We start from the raw sequence: 13,763 nt of genomic DNA, 5'->3' as shown, positions 1-13,763 counted from the left end.
TTGAAACGTACTTTTCGGCTTCTATTGGGTCAATATAAAAGCCGAAAACAACCTAAAACCCTACCAGGGATTGAAACTGAACCTATTTGAGGTTGGTTGGTCTACTGCTGAGGATGAAGAGCCGAAAACAACCTAAAACCCTACCAGGGATTGAAACTACACTGGTAAGTAGTTAGGTCAATGCGGGTTTCAGGCCGAAAACAACCTAAAACCCTACCAGGGATTGAAACTCCTTCTCTGCTCCCATCTCCCAGTTTCCTGTAGCGCCGAAAACAACCTAAAACCCTACCAGGGATTGAAACAATTTGAACGCAAAGCTGACATTCAGATTGCTGCTGAGCCGAAAACAACCTAAAACCCTACCAGGGATTGAAACAAGACATGATCTTTTATGAGGTCGGGAAGATTTGCCGAAAACAACCTAAAACCCTACCAGGGATTGAAACCTTTGTGCCGTGACTCCAAATCTTCCCAATTTTTGAGCCGAAAACAACCTAAAACCCTACCAGGGATTGAAACCTGTGGGTTCAGATGACGGTTCAGCACAGTCAAGAGGCCGAAAACAACCTAAAACCCTACCAGGGATTGAAACTCCAAAGGTGCGGGCCTCATCATTGGTGAGGTTGCAATCGAAGCCGAAAACAACCTAAAACCCTACCAGGGATTGAAACGCAATCGTAGGCAAGCTGCTTTAAGCAGTCGATGCGGGCCGAAAACAACCTAAAACCCTACCAGGGATTGAAACTAGCAGCCGATCGCCCTTGACGACCGATCGGCAAAGCCGAAAACAACCTAAAACCCTACCAGGGATTGAAACTTCCCGTGCATATTTCCGTAAATTCATGTATCCGCCGAAAACAACCTAAAACCCTACCAGGGATTGAAACTAAGGATTCCAGTTACTTACAAAATCGAAAAATTGAGCCGAAAACAACCTAAAACCCTACCAGGGATTGAAACTTGGTATTCTGGGACGCGGGTATCAAGATTAATGGGCCGAAAACAACCTAAAACCCTACCAGGGATTGAAACGGGATAGACGGTAAAGCTTCCTGTTTTTTCCTCGTGGAGCCGAAAACAACCTAAAACCCTACCAGGGATTGAAACTTTCGCAGCGCTGTTGCACAGCTTGCAGAATGTCTGGCCGAAAACAACCTAAAACCCTACCAGGGATTGAAACTTTACCAGAATCGGTATCTATCCAAGATTTCATTCGCCGAAAACAACCTAAAACCCTACCAGGGATTGAAACTTAAAAAATGAAGTATTGCGTGAGTAAGTTGCCGAGCCGAAAACAACCTAAAACCCTACCAGGGATTGAAACAGCTAATAGAAACCGCTGATTATTTCTTATTAGCGCCGAAAACAACCTAAAACCCTACCAGGGATTGAAACCTTGAACGGAGAAATGGATCTGAATTCATATTTGGGCCGAAAACAACCTAAAACCCTACCAGGGATTGAAACTCCCAAACCTGCTAGAGTGCGGGTGTGAGTCACGATTATGCCGAAAACAACCTAAAACCCTACCAGGGATTGAAACTCCAAGTTTGCCGACGATGACGATCGCGTATCACGCCGAAAACAACCTAAAACCCTACCAGGGATTGAAACCGAGTATCCGTACCGCCCTCTGAGCTAGGTATGGAGCCGAAAACAACCTAAAACCCTACCAGGGATTGAAACAGATTTACCCGCTGCAAAACTATCTCGCCGCCGACGGTAGCCGAAAACAACCTAAAACCCTACCAGGGATTGAAACCTCTCATTGCTTAATCTTTAGCTCCTCTATTTGGGCCGAAAACAACCTAAAACCCTACCAGGGATTGAAACCTAGTAGCAGCCCAAAGCTTGAGAGAGGAAGGGATTACGCCGAAAACAACCTAAAACCCTACCAGGGATTGAAACCTTCTTCCACATCAGCATCAGGGGAAGCGAGAGCCGAAAACAACCTAAAACCCTACCAGGGATTGAAACTGAGTAAATCTGCAACTCTAGAAATTGCATCAGGGTCAAGCCGAAAACAACCTAAAACCCTACCAGGGATTGAAACCGTTTGGTGGGTGTGTTTCGGGATTCGCCGCTGTGTCGAGCCGAAAACAACCTAAAACCCTACCAGGGATTGAAACTTAATGCTATATTCATGATGTTTTAGTGTTATAAGCCGAAAACAACCTAAAACCCTACCAGGGATTGAAACTCTAATGTGGCGACATGATCGACCACCGCCAAAGCAGATGAGCCGAAAACAACCTAAAACCCTACCAGGGATTGAAACTCGGCTTCGGCAATAATTTCTTCCAGGTCGCGTTCGCCGAAAACAACCTAAAACCCTACCAGGGATTGAAACGTAGAAAGATTTTCAGGCGATAAAGACGTGTTTGGCCGAAAACAACCTAAAACCCTACCAGGGATTGAAACCGCTCTAATCTTGGCGTGGTGTCTGTTATAGGCTGTGCGCCGAAAACAACCTAAAACCCTACCAGGGATTGAAACTTTGAATAAAAACATAGCTTGCCTCATCAATACGCCGAAAACAACCTAAAACCCTACCAGGGATTGAAACATAGCCCCCTCCTTTAGTAACTATTGAATTTCTGCCGAAAACAACCTAAAACCCTACCAGGGATTGAAACAAGTATTTTTAATAAACCCATGATAGCATCTTTGCCGAAAACAACCTAAAACCCTACCAGGGATTGAAACGGAACCCCAAAACTGGGGAAAAGATGGAGATTCCAGCGCCGAAAACAACCTAAAACCCTACCAGGGATTGAAACGACCCAGATGATGAATTAGGAATATACCTAGAAGCTAGCCGAAAACAACCTAAAACCCTACCAGGGATTGAAACCGCCCAATCCTAAAGCACTAAATGCTAGGCGCGACGCCCTCCAGCCGAAAACAACCTAAAACCCTACCAGGGATTGAAACTTTCGGAAGTATTCAGCAGTATTCAGCAGAGGAGGAGACAGGAGGAAAGAGGGTATTCTTCTCCTGACTCCTGACTCCTGACTCCTGACTCCTTCTTCGCCGGAAACAAATTTACTTCCAACACTCACAGCAGAGGTGGTGCTCATCGATAATCTCACATTTGATAAAAGTGCTCCGATTCAGGAATTGATTCAAACAGCAGGGTGTAGACTATTATATTTACCGCCATACTCTCCAGAGTTTAACAAAATTGAACAAAGAAGAGTCTTGGCTAAAAAGTCAAAATCGTAAACAGCTTGATGAGTTTGATTGCTTACATTTTGGCGACCCTTGGATGTCTTGCGCCTGGGAGCATAACACCGGCCGTTGCTAAATGTGATTTCCCAGACTCTTCTGTTGAGAAAACCTCAAAATTATGACCACTCAAACAACTTCTCCACTCCTACTAAGCCCCTTCAAAATCGGAGATTTACCCTTAAAAAACCGGGTACTCATGGCACCCATGACGAGAGCCAGAGCCGGTGAAGCGCGGATGCCCAACGCCTTGATGGCAGAGTATTACACTCAGCGAGCCTCCGCTGGTTTAATCATTACAGAAGCCACAGTGGTTTCTACTCAAGCTAATGGTTGGCTCAATACACCCGGTATTTATTCAGACGAACAAGGCGAAGCTTGGAAACAAGTTGTGACTGCGGTTCATGCCCACGAAACGCCGATTTTCATGCAGCTTTGGCACTGCGGACGAGCTTCCCACAGCAGTTTTCATCAAAACAATCAATTGCCAGTTGCAGCCTCTGCCATCAAAATAAACGGAGAAGGCATTCATACCCCTCTAGGCAAACAACCCTACGAAACTCCCCGCGCTCTAGAAACCGATGAAATCTCCCTGGTTGTAGAAGATTATCGCAAGGCGGCAGAACGAGCTAAAATGGCAGGTTTTGACGGTGTAGAAATTCACGCGGCAAACGGCTATCTCATTGACACGTTCCTCCAAACAAAAACCAATCACCGCACTGATTCCTATGGCGGCACAGTTGAAAATCGCTACCGTTTTCTTAAGGAAATTGTAGAGGCGATTATCACAGTATTTCCGGCAAACAAAGTGGGAGTTAGACTTTCTCCCAACGGTGTTTTCAATGACATGGGTTCTCCCAGTTACCGCGAAGATTTTCTGTATTTCGCGAAGCAGTTAAATGCCTATGATTTAGCTTACCTTCACTTGGTGGACGGTCTAGCTTTTGGCTTTCATGAATTGGGAACACCGATGATGATAGGAGAGTTTCGCGATGTGTTTGCAGGGCCGCTCGTCGGCAACTGCGGATATACTCAAGAACAGGCTGAAACGGCCCTGAGCAGCAAAGTTGCGGATTTAATTGCTTTTGGTCGAGATTTTATCAGCAATCCTGACTTGGTAGAGCGTTTTACTAATGGTTGGCCGCTCAATCCGCCTGCTGAAGTCGGCGTCTGGTATTCTTTTGAGCCTGAAGGTTATATCGATTTCCCTAGATATCAGGAATCGGCGGCTATTTCTTAATTGAGTTGGTTGGGGCGGGTTTATCAATACCGAGTATGTCAATCATAGATAATGGTCAACTCGCCCCAACAGGATTTATGGTTAATTCACCAAAGTAGGAGTGGGAGTTGAAGCGATATTTAATTGTCATCGCCGGTTGAGATCGAGAACGTTTCCCCATATCCTAATAACCATAGGGTACTTTAAAACATCCAAGCTGCTAGCTCAGGGTTTGAGTGCCTGAAAATAATCAATAGCGGAAGCGCTTTTAACAAGATGGCACAAAATCACAAATCAACGGTTATCATCACCGGCGCTTCCTCCGGCGTCGGTTTGTACGGCGCGAAAGCTCTCGCAGACAAGGGATGGCACGTAGTCATGGCCTGTCGGGACGTGCGAAAAGCCGGAGACGCCGCCCGCGAGTTGGGTATACCTGAAGGCAGTTTCTCCATCATGGAGATTGACTTGGGCGATTTGGAGAGCGTGCGCCGGTTTGCTCGCGCATTTAAGGCCAGCGGCAGGCCTCTGGACGCTTTGGTGTGCAACGCGGCCATTTATATGCCTTTGATTAAGGAACCGCTGCGGAGCCCGGAGGGTTATGAGTTGACGATGACTACCAATCACTTGGGTCATTTCCTGCTGTGCAACCTGATGATGGAAAATATGAAGCCTTCCTATTATTCCGATGCGAGAATCGTGATTTTGGGAACCGTGACTCACAATCCAGACGAGTTGGGCGGGAAGATTCCGCCGCGCCCGGATTTAGGCAAGTTTGAGGGTTTTGAAGCGGGTTTCAAAGACCCGATTTCGATGGTTGATGGCAAGAAGTTTGAACCGGTCAAGGCTTACAAAGATAGCAAAGTTTGCAACGTGCTGACGATGCGGGAATTGCACCGCCGCTTTCACGAATCCACGGGGATTACTTTCACTTCGCTGTATCCGGGATGCGTCGCGGATACGCCGCTGTTCCGCAATCACTATCCCCTATTTCAGAAGCTGTTCCCGCTGTTTCAGAAGAATATCACCGGGGGTTACGTGTCGCAGGAGTTGGCGGGGGAAAGGCTGGCGATGGTGGTTGCTGATCCCGAATACAAGCAATCTGGGGCTTATTGGAGTTGGGGGAACCGCCAGAAAAAAGATGGTAAGTCTTTTGTGCAAAAGGTTTCTCCCCAGGCCCGCGATGATGAAAAAGGCGAGCGGATGTGGGAGTTGAGTGCTAAGTTGGTGGGATTGACTGACGGGGCTCAAATGGGTGCTGCGGCTGGTGCGGGCCGCTCTGCATAATTCAAAGTTACAAATCCCCTTGATCAGGCTTGGCGCTTGAAACGGCGTCTACGCACAGGAAGTGGGTAGACGCGGACTCAATAATAAAAGGGGTATTAAAGCAGGGCTGTTTCATTCTCTTGTAGGGGCCGCCCCCCGTGGCTGCCCCAATTCCTGAAACAGATACAAAATCGTGGGTGGATGAGGAGGGTAGGCACGGGGAGTAGGGGTAGCACTACCCCCTACAAAATCATCGTTTTCTTGAGAATGAAACAGCCCTGGTATTAAAGTCGGATTTGGTATGATGCACCAAAATCAAAGAAACCGGGTTTTTTAGTGGCTTTGCGGGTTGTAACTCACATCTTGCACTATTATTAAGAACAGGCAAGATGCCTGTTCCACAAGAAAATTTATCTCTTGTGGAACAGGCATCTTGCCTCTTCATAAAAAAATTATTGAGAATGGTGCCAGCTCCCAGTTGTAGCGCGTCTTTTCGGACACAACCCGGTTTCTGGTTTACCGTGGCGTGCAGGACTGTTCTGGTTGCGACCTTAGCATGAAAGCGTAGGTTTTGCAACCCAAAATATCGGCTTTTTTTTACTGTTTACGATCGACTTACACGATATTTTTTCGGATAATAAGCCAGTTGGTGCGTAAGTCTTGGGAAATGAACAGCCGTCGATCGACCTTTTGGTTTGTAGCCGTCGCCGAAACTGTTGGCTGGGACGGCTGTTTCCTTTTTTTGCTGTTAAGATTGATTTTTACTTGAGGGTGCTCTATTGCGGAAAATATTTTCACCCAATTATTCGAGATAATTAGATTCTATGGCTTGTCGATCGCAAAAACTATTTTTATTCGCTGGTATTTTTGGGTTAGTTTTGTTGGGAAAACCAGCCAAAACATCCGCTAGCACAGTTGAAATTTTGGCCTCAAATGTTGAGGATTTGGCCGCAGTTAGCAGCGGAGGCGATCGAGCTTTCCTTCCCGATACTAATCTTGACAAACGCGAAGACTTGCCGATAAAAGACGAGCAAACGCAGTTACCCACAGAGTCAGAACGATCGGCTTTGGCGACAACTCTACCCTTATCCCCATTTGCGGAAATCCCCGACTTAGAGTCGGAAGCGGCAAATTCAGCCGATCGCACTTTCAGCACAAAAACTCAAGAAACCGAGCTTTTTAACTCCGATCAAAAACTAGAAGAAAATATTGACCCACAAAAAATTGATTTGGGTATCGATCGAACCTCGCAACTAGCCCAACTGCCCAACCCAATTTTGCCGCGAGAACCAGAATTACCACCTCCTGAGCCGCCGCAACCCCCTGCGCCGTCTCCCCTCCAACCCACCCAGCCAACACCAGTTGAAAGCGAAATTAGACCAGGCATTCTGGGTACAATTAAGGTCGATCGCTTTGAATTTGAGGGCAACACAGCTTTTAGCGATCGCGAACTCGCAGAAGTTACGCAACAGTTTGCCGGTCGCGAAATCACCTTTGCCGAACTGATCGCAGCCGAAGCAGCCGTCACTCAAAAATATGTAGCGGCAGGATACATCAATTCCGGCGCTGTAATTCCCGCCAACCAAACCTTTCCGAGAGAAGGAGGTGTGGTGAAAATTCGGATTGTAGAAGGCGGATTAGATGAAATTGTGATTACTGGAAACAGACGCTTAAATTCAAATTACGTGCGATCGCGCCTAGAACGGGCTACCAGACGCCCCCTGAATCGCGATAGCCTGCTGGAAGCCTTGCAAATGCTGCAACTCGACCCCTTAATTGGCAATATTTCCGCCGAATTGCAAGCCGGAAGCCGCCCGGAAAACAGCCGCTTAGAAGTGCGCGTAAAAGAAGCAGACAGCTTTAGCGCTGAAGTGTTCGCAGACAACAATCGATCGCCCAGCGTCGGCAGTTTTCGGCGCGGTATCCGCATCAATCAAGCAAATTTGCTCGGTTTGGGCGACGGATTAGAGGTATCTTATGCTAACACCGACGGCAGCAATGAATTCAACGGCAGCTACACAGTCCCCGTCAACGCGCGCAACGGCACGATTGGGTTCGCTGCGAGTGCTGCTAGCACCAATATCATCGAGGAACCGTTTGATGCTGCCCAAATCGAGGGGAAATCGCGCACTTACGAGTTAACTTACCGTCAGCCGATTGTCGAAAAGCCCGATCGCACTTTGGCTTTGGGACTGAGTTTTTCGCGGCAAGAAAGCGATACATTCCTGTCAGGGAAACGATTTGCGCTTTCGGCGGGAGCAAATGAGCGCGGCGAAACCCGGGTTTCGGCTGTGCGCTTTTTTCAGGAATACGTGCAGCGGAGTTCCAGCCAAGTGTTCGCGGCGCGATCGCAGTTTTCCCTCGGCACTAATTTTTTGGGCGCGACTGCGAACGATAGCGGGCCCGACAGCCACTTTCTGGCGTGGCGCGGACAAGCGCAATACGTGCGGCTGCTAGCGCCCGAAACCTTGCTGATAGTGCGTTCCGACATTCAGTTAGCCGATCGCCCCCTGCTTTCCCTCGAACAAATTGGGATCGGTGGCGTTCAAAGCGTGCGCGGATACCGCCAAGATTTGCTGTTAACTGATAGCGGTGCGATCGCGTCTGCTGAAGTGCGAATCCCGGTTTGGCGTGTCCCGGAAGTCCAAGGTTTGTTGCAAGTCGCTCCGTTTATCGATTTTGGGGTAGGGTGGAACCATTCGGAGGAAAAGCCGAATCCTGACTCGGATAAACTGCTGGGTGCGGGTTTGGGCTTAGTTTGGCAGATGGGCGATCGGTTGAATGTGCGTTTAGACTATGGTATTCCTTTGATCAATGCTCGATCGGGCGATCGAACTTTGCAGGAAAAAGGCATCTACTTTAGAATCAATTATTTTCCGTTTTAAATTGTAGGTTGGGTTGAGTGCGATCGAACCCTACGCAACGCTAGAGCCCAACACTTTCATCTTTAGCGCTGACGGTCAAATTTTATTAAGTGGCGGCCTCGATCGCACGATTAAACTGTGGGATATCCTGACAGGATGTTGTATTAGGACGTTGATGGGCGATCGGCTGTATGAAGGCATGAATATTCGAGGCCGGGCGGAATTGACGAATGCTCAAAAAGCGACATTGAAAGCGTTAGGGGCTTTGATTTGACACTCGATAGAGCTTCCGAATCATCTCCAAGGTCAGGCAGTGTTTACCAGATAACGCCTGAGTTAAGCGACCGCGCTGCGGGGTCGGCTTGAACGAATTGTTAGCCGTCAAGGCCGCGACTGGCTAATTTCTTCAAGCACTCCGGTTTGACCGTTGTTACATTTTCCAACTAGCAGCGAAATTGTGCTTGAGTAATTTTTCAGAACAGAGTAGCGTGTAGCAGTAATGCGTACACTCTTGCCTTCAAGTGAATAAACAATTTTAGAGTAGGTGCTATAGTCACCACGGGCCTTTGCAACGGGCATGACTGCACGAATTAGGTCTTTATATTTCGGTGCTGGAAACTCCAGGGTTCGCTGCCTCCCACCTGGGTAAGTCCGCACATTGCGAATCAGTGCTGTGTCGCAGTAAAGATCAGCTACGGCTGGATCAAATGCGCGCTCAAGCGATTGATAGTTAGCAAACACTTTTTCAGCTTTGTTTAGCTCGTTAGCTAGCACCGGATTGGTAAATAGCACAAGGAAGAGAATAGATTTCGTTAAGATTTTCATGAATAGTCCAAAGATTAAAATTGACGGCTAACTTATAAAAGTAATTTCATGCGGATAAGGTCGCAGTCATAAACCGACGCTCGCGGTCAGCAGCATAAGCTATGCTGGCTTTTAAATCTTCTCGCGTCAGATCGGGAAAATCACCCTTGAATTTCTGCTTCGGTCATCTCGGAAGCTAGGTACTCAAGCACTTCATAAACCGTAATTCGCAAGCCGCGTACACAAGGCTTACCACCGCGTTTATTTGGTTCGATCGTGATGTGGTTTCGGTAGTTCATAGTTAGAATTATCGCGATCGTGTTCTCGACCTTTGCAAAATCTTAGCCTATGGCTGCGGATCTGGCAAGGTTGTCAATCTTGTTTTTAATACGATCGCGCAAAAGTTTTTTGAAATAGCGTAATCCCATTCTCATAGCTTATACATATAACCAAGTTCAAGTGCGTTGCAAAAGCTATTCAGGCGATTCAGCAAAGCATTGTAATAGAGGTAAGCATCATCCCGTTCATCTTCAAGAAGAGCATACAGGGTCAGTTCTGGCTCTGCTGCTAGACGATCTTTAGGAACATCTAAGCCCGCTTCGGCTAGGCGCGTTGCTGCGATCGCGACTAACAATGACCCAACTGTATTCGTCTTACCATGATGAAGCTCGTCCAATCCAGGTAGAATTAGCTCCGCTCCCGGCAACTCATTCAAGCTCATGACTGTTCCTCCTCTGAGTTACTTTCAAAACGTTCGATGAAGTTCTCAACTTTGCTTCTAAGCACATCAGGATTAAGAGAGGGAAATCGTATTAATTCGGGTGCAATGGCTTCAAAGCTCTCACGTAGTTCTTCTAAGAAAAATAATTTATTTTCATACATGGCTTGAACATCTTTAATGTCACGGTCAAATCCCCTGGATAGTTTGGAGAGCGCTTGGGCTGTAAAGTCATAGTGATAAAACGAGATTTGACCGTGTTTGCCAATGAAGATGCTCCTGTCACGCCAGCCCGGAAGTGGGGGCAAGAAATCTTGTGGGGAAGCTAGTTCGATATTGATGTTCAATTCTTGTTTGATTTTGGCTATCGCTTGAAAGATGCCTGGGGGTTCAGGATCTAGACGAATATCGATATCAACTGTGGAACTCCGCCATCCAATCAGTAGGGCACTAGCACCACCCGTAAAATAAATGCAGCCTGAACCCTGAGCTTCTCTACCCAAGACTTGCATCAATCGTTCTATCTTCTGAGAGTCAACATTTGGACGCATATTCTACACACATATTTAAACAGAAACAGATTTCCTCAGCCGTCGCACTAAAAAAAGCTATCTTGATTATATTTGGGAAAAGTCCACTTTAGGGGTGAAAGAGAGCCGATCGAGCACTGGGGCGATCGCACTGATATAATCCAAATATATAATTCTGATGGAACCGGAAACGATATTATTTATATAACAGGATTTAAGGTATGTCTCGCCTGTCTTCCGGCCTACTGTTTGTTTTCTTATTGCTATTTCCCTCGAAAACCTTCGCCCAAATAATTCCCGATAATACCCTGGGCCCGGAAAGTTCGCGCACTGTTCCCGATACAATCAACAACTTACCCTCAGATAGAATCACTGGCGGCGCAACTCGTGGTGTTAACCTATTTCACAGTTGGCGCGAATTTAACATCCGTGAAGGGCGGGGAGCTTATTTTGAAAATCCCAGCGGAATTGCCAACATCTTCACCCGCGTTACGGGCGGCAACCCCTCAAATATTTTAGGGACTCTGGGAGTTTTAGGCAACGGCAACTTATTTTTAATTAACCCAAAAGGAATTATATTCGGGCCGAATGCGCGGTTAGATTTGCGCGGTTCGTTTATCGGTTCAACGGCTGACAGTATTGTGTTTAATAACGGCTTTGAATTCAGCAGCACAAACCCGCAAACATCCCCGCTGTTAACCGTTAATATTCCCGTTGGTTTAAGATTTAGAGACAATGCCGGTGCAATTGTCAACCAATCGACGGCTTTAGGAAAGGTAAACCTGCCAGCCTCTGCTGTGCCCATCCCGATTAGCGATCGAGTTGGTTTAGCAGTAGAACCAGGTCAAACTTTAGCACTGATTGGCGGCGACATCCAACTTCAAGGCGGCAATTTAACCGCCAGCGGCGGACAAATTTTACTCGGTAGCGCAACGAGTCCCGGTTTAGTTAATTTTGCAATGACAGCGGAGGAAAAGGGAAATTTAACTTTAAATTATGACAATATTCAGAACTTTGGCAATATTCAAATATCCGATGGCTCACTGATTAACACCAGCGGAATTGGTGGTGGCAGAGTAGAGTTAAAAGGTGGAAATGTCGCCCTCAGCGGTGCGCGAATTTATGCGCTGACACTGGGAAATATTGATGGTAGAGGTATCGATATCAGCGCTCAAAAGTTGCGGGTGGAAAACGGAACGCAATTTTCTACCCTGACTCTAGGAGATGGTGCAGGAGGCCATATTAACTTCCGGGCTGCTGATTCAGTAGAAATGAGCGGGCTGGGAGTTGAGGGCTATCAACAGGTTGCAATTAAATATTTGGTATCGGGAACTACAGACCCGTTTGACCCGCTATTTGTGCTGTTGAATGCTAGTGCTGGCGCTGGTTCGGGGGGGGATATTACGATCGACACCGGCCGCCTGCTATTCAACAATGGGGTAGTAGGTAGCGGGATAACTTTTGGTGCTGGAAGGGGAGGAAACTTAATCATTCGCGCCAATACTTTTGAGATGGTGGGTTCTGGAATCAACAACGGGACAGCGAAAGAAAGTACCGGTGCGGGAGGAAGTATTAGTGTTGATGTCAATCGATTAATTATGCGCGACGGTTCTCTTCTGGGTACTACAAGTTACAGCAGCGGCCCGTCGGGGAATATCAACATTAAAGCTGCTGAATCGGTAGAATTGTCTAACACCGGCCCGAAAACTGTTGTGTCAACTGGCATCAGCACGCTGAGTATCGGTTCTAACGGAAGGGCGGGGAATATTAACGTTGATACGAAGCGGTTGACTCTTTCGGGAGGTTCTGCTTTTACTTTAGGAACGGGTGTTTTAGTTGGCAGGTTTTTGTTTTCTCAGGAGGGGGGGCCGGCGGGAAATTTAACTGTTAGGGCTACTGAGTCAGTAGAAATTTCAGGTATTTCCCAAGTTTTGACCAGCGGAATTCAGAATGCTAGCGCGCTGACTTCTGGAACTTTGAGCTCTAGTCGGGGTGGGGATATTCGGATTGATACGCCAAGCCTGACTGTGCGGGATGGGGGGATAGTTTCTACGAGCTCTTTGGGATATGGAGATGTGGGGAATATTACTGTTAATGCCGATCGCATTTCAGTCAGCGGCAGCGGAAATAATGGTTTGTTTGTCAGTACAATTGATGCTTCGGTGGGCAAGACATTCGGTACTAATCCCAATGCTACGGCAAATGCCGGTTCGTTGAATCTGAATGCCGATCGACTAATTGTCCGAGATGGAGCTACAGTGACAGTGCAGGCTACGGGAACCGGACGCGCTGGTAATATCAATATTGTCGCAAATTCGATCAACCTTGACAACAAAGCGAGGATTGACGGCACGACTATATCGGGTACTGGGGCAAATATTAACCTGCAAGCGCGAGACATCCAATTGCGCCGCAACAGCCGAATTACCACCGATGCAGGCACTTCGGACGGTGGCAATATCAACATCAACAGCGACATTCTTGTCGCCCTCCCGCAAGAAAACAGCGACATTACAGCCAACGCCGGCACTGCAGGCGGCGGCCGCGTCAATATCAATGTCCCCAATGTCTTCGGTTTTACAGCAGCGAGTCGCGAACAAGTCAGAAGCAGGTTGGGGCTCAGTGACGGCGAATTTGCAGCGTTGCAAGTAAGTCCTACTTCTCTAATTCCTAGCAGCGACATCGCCGCGATTTCCCAAAGTGGCGGCGCGGCTTTGCAAGGGGCGGTAACATTTAGTTCTGTTGGAGTGAATCCCGCTCAAGGTTTAGTGGAACTGCCGCAAAATGTGGTCAATCCGGCTGCGTTAATTGCTGCAAATCCCTGCATCGAAGGGGCCGAGAACGAGTTTACTGTGACGGGGCGGGGGGGATTGCCACCGAGTCCTAATGAAGTTCTCAGCAGCGCAGGAGAACCGTTTCCGTGGGTGGAACCAGCGGTAGGTGGAAGTCAGCAAGTAGAAGGTCAAAGAACATCCCTAGAAATTCGACCAACAGAAATTATTCCCGCTCAAGGTTGGGTAATGGACGATCGAGGACAAGTGACGCTGGTAGCCTATAATGCTGGTGGTGTTGCATCTCTTCGCAGTCCGAAACCGACGGGTGTTTGCGTACCTCAATAGGTACTCTTCAGCTTTTAG

9 protein-coding genes, 1 pseudogene and 1 CRISPR repeat array (1 of these 11 running past the window's edge) are annotated in these 13,763 nt (G+C 47.6%); of the genes and pseudogenes, 6 read left to right on the top strand and 4 right to left on the bottom strand.

Annotated features, from left to right (window positions below; all coding sequences use genetic code 11):
• A CRISPR array of direct repeats spans window positions 1-2,934; the repeat unit is 37 nt; unit sequence GCCGAAAACAACCTAAAACCCTACCAGGGATTGAAAC; it reaches 3,846 nt to the left of the window's first position.
• A 135-nt stretch (window positions 2,935-3,069) separates the two neighbouring features.
• The 5 genes from QUB10_RS34205 to QUB10_RS07650 all read left to right on the top strand — a co-directional run bounded on the left by QUB10_RS34205 (window position 3,070) and on the right by QUB10_RS07650 (window position 8,848).
• Window positions 3,070-3,225 (top strand): transposase, encoded by a 156-nt coding sequence (locus tag QUB10_RS34205; protein WP_445251122.1) that lies wholly within the window; start codon window positions 3,070-3,072, stop codon window positions 3,223-3,225.
• A 124-nt stretch (window positions 3,226-3,349) separates the two neighbouring features.
• A complete protein-coding gene (locus tag QUB10_RS07665; protein WP_333200972.1) occupies window positions 3,350-4,468 on the top strand; it encodes an alkene reductase in 1,119 nt (372 codons plus the stop codon).
• A gap of 255 nt (window positions 4,469-4,723) precedes the next feature.
• Window positions 4,724-5,731, top strand: coding sequence for a protochlorophyllide reductase (locus QUB10_RS07660; protein WP_333099251.1), 1,008 nt, complete (start codon window positions 4,724-4,726; stop codon window positions 5,729-5,731).
• 803 nt (window positions 5,732-6,534) lie between these two features.
• Entirely contained in the window at window positions 6,535-8,595 is a 2,061-nt protein-coding gene (locus tag QUB10_RS07655; protein WP_333200971.1) for a ShlB/FhaC/HecB family hemolysin secretion/activation protein, read from the top strand.
• Between the two features lie 13 nt (window positions 8,596-8,608).
• Window positions 8,609-8,848, top strand: coding sequence for a hypothetical protein (locus QUB10_RS07650; RefSeq protein ID WP_333200969.1), 240 nt, complete (start codon window positions 8,609-8,611; stop codon window positions 8,846-8,848).
• 107 nt (window positions 8,849-8,955) lie between these two features.
• On the opposite strand, the gene QUB10_RS07645 is transcribed toward QUB10_RS07650, so the two are convergent.
• The 4 genes and pseudogenes from QUB10_RS07645 to QUB10_RS07630 form a co-directional block, all read right to left on the bottom strand.
• Entirely contained in the window at window positions 8,956-9,399 is a 444-nt protein-coding gene (locus QUB10_RS07645) for a hypothetical protein (RefSeq protein ID WP_333200967.1), read from the bottom strand.
• Window positions 9,400-9,445: 46 nt separating this feature from the next.
• Window positions 9,446-9,677: pseudogene (locus tag QUB10_RS07640) on the bottom strand (DUF433 domain-containing protein).
• Between the two features lie 131 nt (window positions 9,678-9,808).
• Window positions 9,809-10,099 (bottom strand): hypothetical protein, encoded by a 291-nt coding sequence (locus tag QUB10_RS07635; RefSeq protein ID WP_333200965.1) that lies wholly within the window; start codon window positions 10,097-10,099, stop codon window positions 9,809-9,811.
• Entirely contained in the window at window positions 10,096-10,647 is a 552-nt protein-coding gene (locus QUB10_RS07630) for a DUF6036 family nucleotidyltransferase (RefSeq protein ID WP_333200963.1), read from the bottom strand. The genes QUB10_RS07635 and QUB10_RS07630 overlap by 4 nt, the downstream gene beginning before the upstream one ends.
• A gap of 200 nt (window positions 10,648-10,847) precedes the next feature.
• On the opposite strand from QUB10_RS07630, the gene QUB10_RS07625 reads away from it, so the two are divergent.
• A complete protein-coding gene (locus tag QUB10_RS07625; RefSeq protein WP_333200961.1) occupies window positions 10,848-13,745 on the top strand; it encodes a two-partner secretion domain-containing protein in 2,898 nt (965 codons plus the stop codon).
• Window positions 13,746-13,763 lie beyond the last annotated feature (18 nt).

Source organism: Microcoleus sp. B5-D4 (genome assembly GCF_036705145.1).
Taxonomy (GTDB): domain Bacteria; phylum Cyanobacteriota; class Cyanobacteriia; order Cyanobacteriales; family Microcoleaceae; genus Microcoleus.
Note: the sequence above shows the minus strand (reverse complement) of the source record. Positions and strands in the feature narration are given on the sequence as shown.